Below are 13962 nucleotides of genomic sequence, written 5' to 3' on the forward strand. Positions count from 1 at the left end.
GCAAGCTTTTGCCCTCTGGTACGAGCTTTTGCGCCCTGGTGTGCAGCAAATTGGCGTACACCAGGGTACAAAAGCTCGCAGTAGGCGGGGCGCCAGGCGCCACGCAAACCGCTCTAAACAGCTCCGTCGGCTCGGACGGCCGATTCTCAGCTCTCAGGCGGCGATCCTCAGTTGGTGGCCTGGGCCATCGCGGTAGCAAACTCGCCGGATCCCGACGAGCTGACGGGCTCATTGTCGTCAATGGTGATGGACTCGGTGATGTCCGTTCCGTCCTTGGCCTGAGCCAGCACATTGGCGTTTGAGGTGCCAAAGACGCTGGCACCGTCAATCTCGGCCGTCTTGCTGAACGGGAGTGCCTCATCACCAAGTTGCTCCTGGCTGATGTTGCCGTTGGCGTCCAGAGCGGTCAGCGTGATGCCTGCGAGGGTTGCTGTGTCGCTGGTGACCTCAAAACGATCATGTGCCTACCCGCGTCGTATCCAGCGGCAACATCGGACTCCTCAGTGGCCTCCTCGGAGGTAACCGACGCTTCCGTCACACTCGTTGAGCCTCCACCGGCAGTGCTTGAGGAGTCCGCGGAGCCTGAGGAGCCGCATGCGGAAAGCGCAAGGGCAGCGACAGCCCCATGATTCCCGGTGCGAAAACCCGGCGCGGCATGGCAGTCAGGGCAGCGAGTCTCCTATGAATCAGGACTGCGAGGACGAGCCGAAATACGCCACCCCCGCTTGCAAAACGGGCTGAGCGCGCAGTCGCCAGGTTGAGCACCGGCCCGCGTCGTACGGCAGTCGCACGTCATCGGACCCGGCGCACGCTTAACAAATCTACCGCCGACCACAAACCGCATGATTCTGCGGATTCACACACTAGTCGCAGGCCACCCGGAGAGCTCCTGCGTGCGGCGAGACCTCCGGCGCACGCAGGAGCAATTCGAGCGGAGCCTGGCGCGCCCAGATGAATCCCGTAATTCCGCATCATCTCAACGAAAATCCCTGATCGGCGGAATTCCCGCCACCAGCGTAAGCGTGCGGCACCTATCGCGCGGGTTCCGCCTCGAAGGACGACGAGCGTGCCCACTCGCGCCCCTGTTACTCGACCGCGGCCACAAGCACGAGACAGTCGGCGCAGCAAGCCCCACCGCCATTTCTACCGACCTCGGCGGTTATAGCTACCGAACTCGGCGAGGGGAGAGGGAGGCGCCGCGCAGGCCGGCGCCGGGGCGCTCAGCGGGGCTCGCCTGGGCCCGCCCCTCGGGGGAGACCAGGGGCTCCTGAGCGGCGTCCACCCGCGCGACAACCACGGGTTCAGCCCTCCCCGCAGAAACCCCGGAGTGTGTCGCCGCCGGAGCATCCGCCAGTTCCCCCGCGCCGGGGCCGCCGGACACTGCTGCCACACCTGCGGCTCCCGCGGCCCCGGCCGCCGCAGTCGCGACCTCCTCCGCATTCGCGTCGGGGTCATCTGCGTCGGTGACCTCCACGGTCAGTGCCGCATCCGCGGGCACGCCCCGGCGCAGCAGCGCCAGCGCCATGGGGCCGTAGTCGACGTGCCGGACCACGGAGGTCACGGCACCAACAGCCCGCTCCCCCAGGCGCACAACCGCCCCCGGCACCGGCAGCTGACCGGTGAAGCCGTCCAGTTGCAGGATCGTCAGGCGCCGCGGCGGACGCCCCAGGTTGAGGGTGCGGGCCACGGTCTCCTGCCCCGGGTAGCAGCCCTTGTTCAAGTGCACGGCGGTACGCAGCCAGTCCAGCTCGTGTGGGATCGTGCGCGCATCCACCTCGCGTCCCCAGCGCGGCCGCCCGGCCTCCACGCGCAGGGCCTCCCAGGCGAGCGACCCGGCCAGACGCCGCCCGGCCGAACCCGGCCCGCGGCCACTCCCGTCGAGGTCACCAGCAGTGTTGGCGCCACCAGTGGCAGCGGCAGCCGCGCCACTAACGAACGCATCCGCAACGGCTCCGACCGCGTCGGCCTGCACCAGCACCCAGGTGGCCCGGTAGCCCGCGCCGGGGTGCGTGCCCTCCACGCCGACGTCATAGCTGGTGCCGCCCTCGACCACGCCCGGCCAGGGATCGCGCCAGGTCGCCACGTGTGCACCCGCGGCCCGGGCGGCCTCCTCCAGGGCCGCGCCGCCCGTGCCGAGCGCAGCCAGCACGGCCACATCCTCCCGCAAGGCCACCTCAACGCGCAGCATGAAACGCATGGACTCCAGGAAATCCACCAGCGCCCGCCCACGGCCGGCCTCGGTGACCAGCAGCAGCCTGCCGTCGTCTACACAGGCCAGGGCATGAGTGATATGCCCCTGGGCGTCCAGCAGCAGCGCCTCCGCCCCACCATCTCCGGGCGTCAGTCGGCTCAGCTCCTGGCTGGACAAAGTGCTCAACCAGCTCAGGCGGTCGGGACCGGACACGGCAACGACGTCCCGGGCCAGGGCGGTGGCGGCGCGGCCGGCAAGCAGCGCGTTCTGCTCCCGCAGGGGGTCTTCGTACCGGGCCGGTACCGCAGCATCCAGGTCGGTCGCGGGGCTGGCGACGGCGTCGGTGCGGGACAGCAGAGGACTGCGGCGCATCAGACGGAGGCCCCCGTGGTCGGCGACTGAGTGTCGGTCGGCGGTGGTGCGTCCTGCACCGCGGAAGAGCCCCCGGCTGCGACCGCCCCGGCTGCGACCGCCTCGGCGGCGCGCGTAGCCTCGTCGGCGGCGATGGCCGCGCGCAGGGCAGCACCGGGGTCAGCCTCCCCCGCCTCCTCCACCCGGCCCAGGCGACCGGAGGCGTAGGACTGCGCCTCCTCCTGGCCAAATGCAGCCATGTCCTGGGTCCACAGGAGCTCCCCGCCCACCAGGCCGAACATGCGACTCATTTCCGTCACGGAGGCAGCGGTGCGAGTGCGGCCCACCGCCTGGGTGCCTACCTGGGCGCGCGGCCCCTGAATCCAGCCCTCCCACACGCCGACGTGTCCGGCCGGATCGGCGGAGACCAGCTCCAGGGAGGTGATCGGGGTCTTCGAGGCGGGGCTGGACGCCCCACCGCCACTGCCGGCCTCTCCGCCGCCGGCCTCTCCGCCGTCATCGGCCGCCTCCGGCATCTCCTGGCCGACCGGCCGCCAGAACGTGGTCTCGGTGGACCAGACCTGCGCGGGGGTCAGGCGTGAGGCTCCCTCCAGCCCGGGCATCTCGAAGTCGAGGTCCTGGCTACGGGTGGCGTCCACGGTCCAGATGGTGGTGGTCTGCCGCAGGTAGGGGCCACCGTCGTGGTCGAAGGTCATCTCCTGGTAGACGGCCTGCTCGGGGACGGTCTCCCCGTAGGTGAGGATGCCGTAGCCACGCCAGGTACCCACCAGCCACGCCAGCGGGTACAGCTCGGGAGAAAGGTCGTCGGGAATCGTGAACGCCATGGGTGCAGGGTACGGCCCGGGCGCCGGGGCCGCTACGGCGCCGCGGTCAGCCCGCGATGAAACCGCCCATGATCCGCGCGATGGCGTACACGGGAGCCCCCAGGGACAGGATCGGAACAATCGCGCTAGCCACTGCGGCCCGGGCGCCGGGGCCGCTACGGCGCCGCGGTCAGCCCGCGATGAAACCACCCATGATCCGCGCGATGGCGTACACGGGAGCCCCCAGGGACAGGATCGGAACAATCGCGCTAGCCACTGCGGCCCGCCCGCCGGGAACCCAGCGGTGAGTCCACAGCACCCGGTTGGAGACCGCCATGAGTACGCCGGCGACGAATCCCGCCACCAGGCAGGCTGCGGCCGACTGCAGCGCCGGCTCCGCCCCCACGTGACTGGCACCGAAGAAGCCGACCATGGCCAGTGCTCCGCCGGAGGCACCCGCAACCAGGGCGGGCAGGGTGAAGGTGAGTACCTCCAGCACGGTGGCGCGGACATTCAGGGTGGTCAGCAGGGCGCCGGTGAACAGGGCGAGCGTGCAGGGCACGATGACGGCGGGGTCGGCGATCCCACTGCGCAGGGCGCACCAGCCGGCACCGGAGATCATGACCAGGTTGCCAGTGACCGTGGAGGAGAGGTCCTCCACCAGGTGCGGACGGCCGTCCCTGCGCGCCATCTGCGCAAGAAAGGCCGCCGGCACGCTGAAGGCCATAACCACTCCGGCCATGCCGAAATCGTTGGTGATGGCCACCAGCACCGCCGCACACAGGCCGGTCAGCGTGATCACGGCGGTGGCATCCTGATCGTGCCGGGTACGCACCAGCGCCGGCCACCCCTGGCCGGTCAGTGGCACCAGCAGGACTACCACGATCAGCCTCACCCACGCGGGCAGGGCCGCGGAGATGGCCAGGAGCACGGGGACCACGGAGGCCACCGCCAGCCGCGTCCAGGCCGGGTCCACCAGCCCCACCTCGATGGGGCGGTTGCCGCCGCGACGGGTCCCGAAGCTGCCGGGGTCCACCATGCCGGGCACATCCTGCGTGTTCACGGTCGCATCGTCCCACACCTGTGACCGGCACACGTAGTCGGGCGACATAAGCCGCTCGTGTAATCCGTTCGCAAATGCGAGTGTGGTTGACTCGGCCCCAGGGTCCACCGGACCGGAAGGAGGCGGCAGCCGTGCGCATCATCATGTTCACCCGTGAGGACGATGCCACCGCCGTCCTCCCCGCAGTCTCCTTCTTGGAGCACCAGGTCGAGTGCTTGGAGCCGGTGCCGTCCTCCTACGCCGCCGTGGGCGCGGCCGACGTGGTCATGGTCGACGCGCGTGAGGACCTGATGCGGGCCCGTGCCCTGTGCCAGCTGCTGTCCGGCCCGATGGACTGCGGACCGATCATTCTGGTGCTGGAGGAGGGCGGCGCCGCCGCCGTCCAGCCGGACTGGGGGGCCTCCGACTTCGTCATGGCGCAGGCCTCACCCGCCGAGCTGGGCGCCAGGCTGCGGCTGGTGCGCGTGCGCGAGTCCGGGCCCGAGCTGATCGCCGATGACCGGATCGAGGCCGGCGACCTGGTCATCGACACCACCGCCTACACCGCCCGCATCCGCGGCACGCTGCTGGACCTGACCTACAAGGAGTTCGAGCTGCTCAAGGCGCTCGCCCTCAATCAGGGGCGGGTGCTGACCCGCCAGGCGCTGCTGGACGAGGTGTGGGGCGAGGACTACATCGGCGGCTCACGCACCGTGGACGTGCACGTGCGTCGGTTACGGGCCAAGCTCGGCACCGAGTACGACCACCTGATCGGCACGGTCCGCAACGTCGGCTACCGCCTGGACACCTCCGAGGAGTAGCAGGGACGACGCCGACGTGCGCGCGCCGGAAGGCCGTCAGGCCTCAGCCGCCCGCGTGGCGGGCTCGGCGACGGCGCCCGCGGAGGCGGGCACGGCGTCGTCGGCGTCCCGGTCGGCCTGCGGAAGCTGGTCGCGGCCGAGCCTGGCGGCCCGCCTAGCCGCGGCCTCTGCGCGCAGGCGCTCCTTCTCGCCGCGGTCACGCACCCCGAAGGCGCCGAGCACGTTTGCCGCCAGGGCCACGGCCACGATCGTCACCCCGAAGGCGACCCCGGAGGCCTGGCCGGTCAGCCCCACCAGTGGGCTGGCGATGCCGCCGACCACGAACTGCACGAAGCCCAGCAGCGCCGAGCCGGTGCCGGCCCAGCGGCCGGTGCGTCCAAGCGCCACCGCCGGCAGGTTGCCCATGCAGGTGCCCAGCGCCATCACGTGGATGATGAACAGGGCGACGGTGGCGACCGTGAGCGCCGTGGAGGACACGGGCCCGGTCAGGCGCGTCAGGCAAACAGCGGCGAAGACGAGGTCCACCACGAGGATGCCGATCAGCCCCAGGCGGATCTGCCGCTCCGGCGAGACCCGCCTGGCGAGCGAGCCGCAGGCGGCCACGGTGAGCGTCACCGTCAGGCCGCAGGCGGCAAAGACGGCGGTGTATGCGGCCGTACTCATGCCGAGCACGCCCTGCAGCATGAATGGGGCGGCGGACAGGTAGGAGGTCAGCAGCGCGTAGACGAGCGCGTTGATACCGATCAGGCGGATGAACACGTGATCCTTGGCGAGCGCACGGGTGCCGTCCACGAGCACACCGAAGCCGCCGTCGTGGCGCTGCTGCGCGGGCAGGGTCTCGGGCACCCAGGTGGCCACCAGCAGCACCAGGATGCCCTGGAAGGCGGCCACCACGCCGAGGATGCCGCGCCAGCCGACCGGACCGACCAGGGCGCCGCCCAGGATCGGGGCGATGACGGGCGCGACGCCCTGGATCGACATCACCAGGCCCAGCGCCTGCGCGGCGGTGATGCCGCGGGAGCGGTCGGAGATGACGGCGCGGCCCAGCACCATGCCGGCGGCACCGCCGAGCCCCTGCAGGAAGCGCGCGATCAGCAGGAAGGCGGCGCTGGGCGCGAGCGCGGTGCCGACGCCGGCGACGAAGGCCAGCACGCTGCCCCACAGCAGCAGGGGGCGGCGCCCGAAACGGTCGGAGAGCACACCGATGCTCAGCTGGCCCAGCGCCACCCCAACCAGGAAGGCGGTCAGCGTCAGCTGCGTGGTGGAGGCGGACACGCCCAGGTCGGCAGCCATCTGGTTGAAGGCCGGCAGGTAGGCGTCCATGGCCAGCGGGGCGACGGCCGCGAGCGCCGCCAGCGCCACCAGCAGGCTGGGGGCGAAGGAGGTGCGCAGGCCGGCTTCGGGTTCTGGAGTGACCCCCTTCCCCTGCAAGGCAGAGGCGGGTCCGGTCGAAGGGGAGGTGGTCATGGACCGAGATTATGAAACCGCGAGTCGTGAAGTCACGCATGCCGGGTGCGTGAGATCTTGCACCCGCTGCACCTGTGGGGCTCAGCGCGGGGCTCAGTGGAGAAGCGGCCGGGGGCACCCGCGTGCGCATCCGGTCTCCGCTCAGCCAACCAGGGACTCCGACGCGCGCGGCCACCGGATTCACAGGGGCCCCATACCCGGGTTCCGGGCGGCGCACACCCAGGCCCGCGAGGGTTGTGGGCATGTCCAATGCTTCGCTCCCTGAATCCGGTACCGCACAAGACGACACCCGGGCGCCGGGCGGCAGTCTGGGCGTCGCGTCACCAGATCGGCTGCCCGCACCCCGGGCTTCGCGTCCCGGGACGCCGGCCTGTGGACCCACGGCACAACCCGCCTTCGAGCCCGCGGCGCCCCGCCGTCACTCCCGACGGCGCGTCCTCCTGGGCAGTGGCACCCTGCTGGGCGCCGGGGTGGCCAGCACGGCGCTCTGGGCGCTGAACCGGTTCGTCATCGACCACGTGGAGGTCGGCGATGTGGCCGCCTATGAGGCCGCCAACTCCTCCATGTCCGCTACGACTTCCGCCACAGCGGCGGCCACCGACGTCGCCGTCACCGACAACTCCTACACCTCCTCGCTGACCTCGATCGGCATTGAGCAGGTCACCACCGGCTCCGGAGACGACACGGTCACCTACTACGTCGCCGACGTCAGGGTGTCCGACGCCACCGCCCTGCGCAGCGCCTTCGCCAACAACGCCTACGGCACCAATATCACCGCCCTGCCCTCCACCATGGCCACCGAGCACGGCGCCGTGCTGGCGATCAACGGCGACTACTACGGCTTCCGCTCCGACGGCATCTTGATCCGCAACGGCGTCGTCTACCGGGACGAGGGTGTGCGCGACGGCATGGCCTTCTACACCGACGGCCGCGTCGAGGTCTACGACGAGACCAGCACCGACGCCGGTGCGCTCCTGGCGGCGGGCGTGTGGAACACCCTGTCCTTCGGGCCGGCCCTGGTGCAGGGCGGCGCCGTGCTGGCCGGCATCGACGACGTCGAGGTGGACACCAACGTCGGCAACCACTCCATCCAGGGCACCCAGCCGCGTACGGCGCTGGGCGCCGTCGCGGACGGGCACTACGTGGTCGTCGTCGTCGACGGGCGCGACCAGGGCTACTCGCGCGGGGTCACGATGACCGAGCTGGCGCAGATCATGGCGGGCCTGGGCTGCGATTGCGCGTACAACCTCGACGGCGGCGGCTCCTCGACGCTGTGGTTCAACGGCGAGGTGGTCAACCGGCCGTCCAACGGCGGGGAGCGGGAGACCTCCGACATCCTCTACATCGCACAGGGGGCTTGAGATGAGCACGCAGACACGACCCAGCACTGGTTCCTTCCCGCAGCGCCGACTGCGGCCCGAGGCCGCGGCCCAGCCAGTGACTACCCGCGCGCCGGACCGCACGGCAGGATCGGCCGGGGCGGATGAGGCCGGCCGCCGCAGCGGGCCTGCGTCCGGCCCGGGGGTGCGGTGGGCGTCGACGTCGGGCCGCCCCGCCCGCGTGGGGCTGGTCGTCCTCATGCCCGCCTACCAGCCCGACGGTCGGCTGGTGGAGTTGGTGAGCGAGCTGGTGCGGGAGCTGCCCGGGTGCCGGGTGCTCGTCGTCGACGACGGCTCTGGGCCTCAGTACGCGCAGGTGTTCCGGGAGGCGAGTGCGCGCGGGGCCGAGGTCGTCGGGTATGAGTCCAACCGGGGCAAGGGTGCGGCGCTGCGCACGGGGCTGGCTCAGCTGGCCGAACTGTGGCCGGGGGCGGACGTGGTGTGCGCGGACGCCGACGGGCAGCACCGGCCCGCCGACATCGCGGCAGTGGCACGCCGGGTGCGCGCCACCGGGCATATGACGCTGGGGGTGCGGCGCCTGACCGGGCCGGTGCCCCTGCGCAGCCGGATCGGCAATGCCGTAACCTCGCTGGCCTTTCGGCTGAGCACGGGCTGGCGCCTGGGCGACACCCAGACGGGCCTGCGCGGCTACCCGGCCGGGCAGACCGCCTGGCTGGCGGAGGTGCCCGGGGACCGGTACGAGTACGAGCTCAGCGTGCTACTGCGGGCCCACGAGCTCGGGCTGGAGGTGGAGGAGGTGGAGATCGCGACGGTGTACGAGCCGGGCAACGCGTCCAGCCACTTCCGGCCGCTACGGGACTCGGCGCGTGTCTATGCGCCAATGCTGGGTTTCCTCGGGGCGAGCCTGGTGTGCTTCGGCATCGACTGGGTCGGGGTGGTGGCGCTGCACGCAATGACCGGCAACCTGCTGGCGAGCGTGGTAGGGGCGCGGCTGGTGTCCGGGACCGTGAACTTCGTGATGAATCGGCGGGTATTCCACGCGGCGCCCGGCACCGTTTGCCGTACGGCGGTGCGGTACGTGGCGCTCGCGCTGGTGCTACTCGCCGCCAGCTACATGCTGCTGCGGGTGCTGACCGGGATCGGGGTGCCGCTGGGTCTGGCCAAGCTGCTCGGCGACGGGGCGCTGTACGCCGCAAGCTACGTGATCCAGCGGCGGGCAGTGTTCCGGTAGAAGCGGTGTGGCGGTCGCCGCGATGCGCACGCGCGCCCAGACGCACCGACGCCAGCCCCCAGATGGTCGCCACGCCACGACGTTGCACGACCCCGGGCCACGTTCCACGACCCTGGTGCACGTTCCACGACCCCCGGGTGGTCGTGGAACACACCCCAAGGTCGTGCAATGTCCCCAAGGTCGTGGAACGAGACGAGCTATTCGTCGCGGGAGCGCTCCAAGCGACGGGGCGGGCGGCCCATTAGCCAGGCGACACCCACACCCACCGCGACGAACCCGGCCAGGCCCGCCAGCTGCCAGCCCCATACGCCCTCCAGGTGCAGCCAGGGCCCATCGATGGCCACGTGCCGGTTCCAGACCACCAGGTACGCGGCCCCTACCCAGCCGCACACCGCCCCGGCGGGCACGCCGAGCGCCAGTACGACGGCGGCATGCGCTGCGGTGAGCCGCCGCAGGAACCGCGGCGAGGCCCCCACCGCGTGCATGGTGACCAGGTCACCGCGCAGCTGGGTGCGGGTGAGCAGCAGACTCACCACCAGTGAGAACAGGGCCAACGCCACCAGTACGGCCAGGACGGCGAAGTCTGCCATGCCGCCCCAAGGCGGCAGATCCGGGTCGGTCCCTACGGTCACCAGGTCGGTGTGTTCTTCAACTACCCGCCTGGCAGTGGCGGCCTCCGCCGCGGTCAGCGGCCGCGACAGCTGCACCATCTCGCCCACGTATATCGGCGCATCGGTGCCGCTCAGCCCCAGTTCGGCGGCGGTTGCGGGCGAGACCGTGATGGAGGAGGTCATCCGTGGCAGGAAGTAGGCGTCCCGGGTCTGCGTGTGCTTGATAGTGATAGAGCCTGCGCTGTAGTCCATGAGGCCTACACGCACCGTACCGTCGTCATCAATCCAGGTGGCGTTGTTGACCACCACCCCGCCCGCCTCCAGGACCTGCGCGGCATCCCGCGCCCCGTCCAGACCAGTGGCGCGCAGCGCCTGCCCTTCCATTACGAAGACATCGTCTCCTATCATCCAGGGGGCCGTGATACCCGGGTTGTAGCCCTGGCCCTCAGGCACACAAGTCACCGTATCCGCCAGTCCCAGGGATGCGGCCACATCCGGCTCGGTGAACTCGGGGCAGCGGGCGCCGGCTGGCGGTTCGACTCTGAGGGTGTGCGACACGACCTCCGTACGAAAGTCCATCGCGCGAACCGGCACGGATCCGGTGACGGGCAGGCCTGCGTCCTGCAGCACGCTTACGGCGTCGGCCAGGACGGCGGCGTCGAAGTCCTCCGAGACCGGCACGCGCGGCCCCAGTGCCAGGCGCCCGGGCGCAACCAGAACCGCGGAGGTGTCGTTGTAGTTGGCGGCGGACGAGGCGACATACACCGTCTGTCCGCAGGCCAGCGCGACGACGGCGCCGATCGCCCCTACCACCGGCAGGGCACGCCCCCGGTGAGCGGCGGCGTCTCGGGCGGCCAGGCGCAGCGCCAGCGGCCCCTTGGCCAGCACCGCGATTGCGGCGTCGAGCGCAACCGGGGCCAACACGATCAGCCCCACCGCCCCCAGTAGCAGGGCCGCCACCAGCAGGGGTACGGCCGCACCTCCCGGCAACATGCCGGTTGCCGGCGGCACCTCCTCGGGAACGGCAACAGGCAGGGGCGCTCGCAGCGAGGCGAGGCCGCAGCCGATCGCCGCCGCCAGCAACATCGCACCGCCAAGCAGACGCCACCTGCGGCTGCGACGCGGCCGGTGCGTTTCCGCATCCGCGGGCGGGCGGGAGTGCTTGAGCGCCTCGACCGGTTCCATGCGCGCCACCCGTCGGGCGGGGGCAAGCGTGGCCAGCCAGCCGGCCAAGGCGGCGCCCCCGACGGCAAGCACCGGCAACCACCCCGGCAGCCCCGCGAGCGCCTGCACCTCGGGTTCGAAGATGCGGTAGGCCGCCCAGGCGGCGACGAGTCCGCCACCGGCGCCGAGCACTCCGCCCAGGAAGCCGATGGCGGCCCCCTGCAGCGTGATCGTGCGGGCCAGCTGTCGCGGTGCAGCGCCGGTGGCCGAGGCGAGGGCCAGGGTGCGGCGCTGCTGCTCGGCGGCGACCACGAAGGCGGGGGTGACCAGCCCCAGTAGCAGGCCCGCGGCGGCGGTGCAGGCGATCACGGTCATCACCAGGGCGGTGGCCAGGTAGTCGTCGCTGAGTGCGACCGGATACAGCTCGGAGGCGTCCGGGTAGTTGGTGAGCACGTGGCGGGATACGGCGAACGCCATCTCGCCGTTGAGCTGCTTGGTGGTCTCCCAGGTGACCGGGTCCGGGCCGATGACCAGGAAGTGGGTGTCGACGCCGGCCGGGTCGCCCTGCACCGCCGGCGCCAGCCAGGCCGGAAGCGCCCAGGCGCGGGCGGCATCGTCATCGACCAGGCCGCTGACCCGGTAGGTGCGCAGGGAGTCCTGCTGGACCTCGGCAATGCGTCCGTTGGTGGAGTACCAGCCGTCGAAGGGCGGGGCGATCAGGGCGATCGTCTCGCCGACCTGCACACCGGTGCGGTCGGCCAGGGCGGTGGTGATGACGACGTCGGCGGTGTCAGTCGGGGCGGTGCCGGCGGTCAGCGGAGGCAGCAGGACATCCAGGCCCTCGGCGTCGGCCTCGCGCAGGGTGAAGGTGCCGATTGCGCCGAAGTCCGCGCCCTTCAGGTCCCCCGCCGTGGCCGGCGTGGTCGAGCCCGGCTCAGCGTCGGGGTCGGCCAGGGCGAGCAGGTCCTCCGAGTCCCAGAACTGCAGGACCCGGTCGCGCTCGGGTAGGTAGGCGGCCAGTTCGTCCGCGGTCAGGGGCACGGTCTCCGGCGAGTCCATCCACGGTCCGGGGGCGCCCTCGGGCACCTGCCGGAATGGGGCCTCGGCCGGGTCGACGGCGGTGCCGGTGACGACGGCCTGGGCGCCGTCGGGGATGGAGGCCAGGGCGGCCTGCTGGGTGGGCGGCGTGGACAGCCGCGTCCCCAGAAAACCGACAATCAGTACCAGCGGCGCGGCCACCAGCAGAATCGCCAGCAGGCTGCGGGCCTTGTGGGACAACGCATCGCGCACGGCCAGGCGGACCACGGGGCGCAGAGCCCATAGTCGGGCCGCGTTCACCGCTCCTCCCCCGGTGCGGACAGAAACTCGTCGACGTCGGCGGGGTCGGAGGCGCCCACCAGGCGGCCGTCGCGCAGGAAGACCGTGCGGTCGGCCCAGGCGGCGAAGCGGGGCTCGTGAGTGACCATGAGGACGGCGGCGCCGTCGTCGGCGCGTTCCCGCAGCACACCGATGACGGCAGTGCCGGTAGCGGAGTCGAGTGCGCCCGTGGGTTCGTCGGCGAGCAGCAGGCGCCGCGGTCCGACGATGGCGCGGGCAATGGCGGCGCGCTGGGCCTGGCCGCCGGACATGTCGTCGGGCAGGCGGTCGGCCAGGTCGGACAGGCCGACCTGTTCCAGCGCGGTCAGTGCGGCCGTCCGGGCGCGGCGGGCGGGCCAGCCGTCGAGCTCAAGAGGGAAGGCGACGTTCTCGGCGGCCGTCAGGGAGGGCAGGAGGTTGAAGTCCTGGAAGACAAAGCCAATGGCGCGGCGGCGCACCTCGGCCAGGGCGGCGCGGTCCAGGCCCGCCAGGTCCCGGCCCGCGACGATCACCCGCCCACTGGTGGGGCCGTCCAGGGCGCCGGCAAGATTCAGGAGGGTCGACTTGCCGGAACCGGATGGCCCCATGACGGCGACGAATTCGCCGGGCGCGACCGTGAGGTCAACGGCCTCGAGGGCGGTGACGGCACGGGCGCCGGTGCCGTGGATCCGGCCGACACCGCGGAGCTCAAGTACGGGCGACAGGGCGTCTTCGCGCATCACGACCGCCGCCCCTCGGCGGCGGCGTGGGCGAGCCGACCCTCGGCGTCGTCGAGCCAGCGCAGCTCTGCCTCGACGGTGAACACGTGATGGTCCAGGACCAGGGCGGTGGCCAGGTCCTCGTCCCCGGCGGCGCGGCGGGCGCGGTTGATCTCGTGGAGGACGGTTTGCGTGGCCTGGCGCTGCTGCTGGATCAGTGCGGCCACGTCGACGTCCGGGGAGGCGGTGGCGAGCGCGAGCTTGATGACGAGCTCGTCGCGTTCGGGGGCGCGGCGGGCCACCGGGCTGGTCCACCAGCGGGCGAGTTCCTCTCGGCCGGCGTCTGTCAGGGTCCAGGCGGCCACGTCCCGGTTGGCGGTGGGCAGCGTCTGTGTTTTGGATGAGGCGGTTGCGGGAGCCGCGTCCGCGGCGACGGGCTCGGCGTTGGGGTTGTGTGACGTGGAGTGCGCCGTTGCCGTCGGGGCGGAGGTGGATGCGGCGGAAGCGGTTGCGGAGCCCGGCGCGCCGGAGCCACTCGCGGGCCGACCTGGGTCGAGGCGGGTCACCAGGCCGTCGCGCTCGAGGCGCGCCAACGTGGTGGCGACCTGGCCAATGTTGAGGGGCCAGGTAGTGCCTGTAGCGGACTCGAAGTCCTTGCGCAGCTGGTAGGTGCCTGCAGGGCCGCGGGCGAGTAGGGCGAGCAGGGCGTGTTTTACGGCCATTCCGGTCTCCTGAGCCGTGGGGGGACGGCAACCAGCGGTAGTTACCGAGTAACGCTTACTCAGTAAGCCTATCTGCTCGACGCGTCGCGCTCAAGCACACGGTGAGGCGACGCCCGAGTGGCCAGTGGACGACCGCTCGTAGAG

Annotated in this window: 11 protein-coding genes; 3 read left to right on the plus strand and 8 right to left on the minus strand. The window is 71.6% G+C overall.

Translation table 11 applies throughout. The annotated features are described in order from the left end of the window. Positions 1-167 precede the first annotated feature (167 nt). From CWT12_RS14425 to CWT12_RS11550, 4 genes are all read right to left on the minus strand, one after another. A complete protein-coding gene (locus CWT12_RS14425) occupies positions 168-290 on the minus strand; it encodes a hypothetical protein (RefSeq protein ID WP_257504883.1) in 123 nt (40 codons plus the stop codon). A gap of 875 nt (positions 291-1165) precedes the next feature. Further along, positions 1166-2563, minus strand: coding sequence for a CAF17-like 4Fe-4S cluster assembly/insertion protein YgfZ (ygfZ, locus tag CWT12_RS11540; protein WP_161924917.1), 1398 nt, complete (start codon positions 2561-2563; stop codon positions 1166-1168). Beyond that, positions 2563-3387 (minus strand): FABP family protein, encoded by an 825-nt coding sequence (locus tag CWT12_RS11545; RefSeq protein WP_161924918.1) that lies wholly within the window; start codon positions 3385-3387, stop codon positions 2563-2565. Before CWT12_RS11545 ends, ygfZ begins: the two co-directional genes overlap by 1 nt. Positions 3388-3556: 169 nt before the next feature. Further along, positions 3557-4429, minus strand: coding sequence for a tellurium resistance protein TerC (locus tag CWT12_RS11550; protein WP_308807127.1), 873 nt, complete (start codon positions 4427-4429; stop codon positions 3557-3559). Positions 4430-4560: 131 nt separating this feature from the next. Between CWT12_RS11550 and CWT12_RS11555 the strand changes: the two genes are divergently transcribed. Beyond that, the gene (locus CWT12_RS11555; RefSeq protein ID WP_161924920.1) at positions 4561-5229 is read left to right on the plus strand and encodes a response regulator transcription factor; all 669 of its coding nucleotides are present in this window, start codon (positions 4561-4563) and stop codon (positions 5227-5229) included. 36 nt (positions 5230-5265) lie between these two features. Here the strand turns inward: CWT12_RS11555 and CWT12_RS11560 are convergent, their stop codons facing one another. Beyond that, positions 5266-6696 carry a multidrug effflux MFS transporter gene (locus CWT12_RS11560; RefSeq protein WP_161924921.1) on the minus strand — a complete coding sequence of 477 codons (1431 nt, stop codon included), beginning with the start codon at positions 6694-6696 and terminating at the stop codon, positions 5266-5268. A gap of 242 nt (positions 6697-6938) precedes the next feature. On the opposite strand from CWT12_RS11560, the gene CWT12_RS11565 reads away from it, so the two are divergent. Both CWT12_RS11565 and CWT12_RS11570 read left to right on the plus strand, forming a co-directional pair. Next, entirely contained in the window at positions 6939-8057 is a 1119-nt protein-coding gene (locus CWT12_RS11565; RefSeq protein ID WP_161924922.1) for a phosphodiester glycosidase family protein, read from the plus strand. Position 8058: 1 nt separating this feature from the next. After that, positions 8059-9267 (plus strand): bifunctional glycosyltransferase family 2/GtrA family protein, encoded by a 1209-nt coding sequence (locus CWT12_RS11570; protein WP_161924923.1) that lies wholly within the window; start codon positions 8059-8061, stop codon positions 9265-9267. Positions 9268-9464: 197 nt separating this feature from the next. Here CWT12_RS11570 and CWT12_RS11575 read toward each other — a convergent pair whose 3' ends face one another. The 3 genes from CWT12_RS11575 to CWT12_RS11585 are packed head-to-tail and all read right to left on the minus strand — an operon-like array spanning position 9465 to position 13818. After that, the gene (locus CWT12_RS11575; RefSeq protein WP_161924924.1) at positions 9465-12380 is read right to left on the minus strand and encodes an FtsX-like permease family protein; all 2916 of its coding nucleotides are present in this window, start codon (positions 12378-12380) and stop codon (positions 9465-9467) included. Next, positions 12377-13117 (minus strand): ABC transporter ATP-binding protein, encoded by a 741-nt coding sequence (locus tag CWT12_RS11580; protein ID WP_161924925.1) that lies wholly within the window; start codon positions 13115-13117, stop codon positions 12377-12379. The genes CWT12_RS11575 and CWT12_RS11580 overlap by 4 nt, the downstream gene beginning before the upstream one ends. Continuing rightward, positions 13117-13818, minus strand: a complete 702-nt coding sequence (locus tag CWT12_RS11585; RefSeq protein ID WP_161924926.1) for a PadR family transcriptional regulator — start codon at positions 13816-13818, stop codon at positions 13117-13119. The genes CWT12_RS11580 and CWT12_RS11585 overlap by 1 nt, the downstream gene beginning before the upstream one ends. Positions 13819-13962: the final 144 nt, after the last annotated feature.

Origin of the sequence: Actinomyces sp. 432, assembly GCF_009930875.1 — a bacterium.
Classification (GTDB): Bacteria; Actinomycetota; Actinomycetes; order Actinomycetales; family Actinomycetaceae; genus Actinomyces.

Bases quoted from the DNA above. Each gene is read 5' to 3' on its own strand.
- ygfZ (WP_161924917.1), bottom strand. From the start codon at position 2,563: ATGCGCCGCAGTCCTCTGCTGTCCCGCACCGACGCCGTCGCCAGCCCC.
- CWT12_RS11570 (WP_161924923.1), top strand. From the start codon at position 8,059: ATGAGCACGCAGACACGACCCAGCACTGGTTCCTTCCCGCAGCGCCGA.
- CWT12_RS11565 (WP_161924922.1), top strand. From the start codon at position 6,939: ATGTCCAATGCTTCGCTCCCTGAATCCGGTACCGCACAAGACGACACC.
- CWT12_RS11580 (WP_161924925.1), bottom strand. From the start codon at position 13,117: ATGCGCGAAGACGCCCTGTCGCCCGTACTTGAGCTCCGCGGTGTCGGC.
- CWT12_RS11545 (WP_161924918.1), bottom strand. From the start codon at position 3,387: ATGGCGTTCACGATTCCCGACGACCTTTCTCCCGAGCTGTACCCGCTG.
- CWT12_RS11560 (WP_161924921.1), bottom strand. From the start codon at position 6,696: ATGACCACCTCCCCTTCGACCGGACCCGCCTCTGCCTTGCAGGGGAAG.
- CWT12_RS11585 (WP_161924926.1), bottom strand. From the start codon at position 13,818: ATGGCCGTAAAACACGCCCTGCTCGCCCTACTCGCCCGCGGCCCTGCA.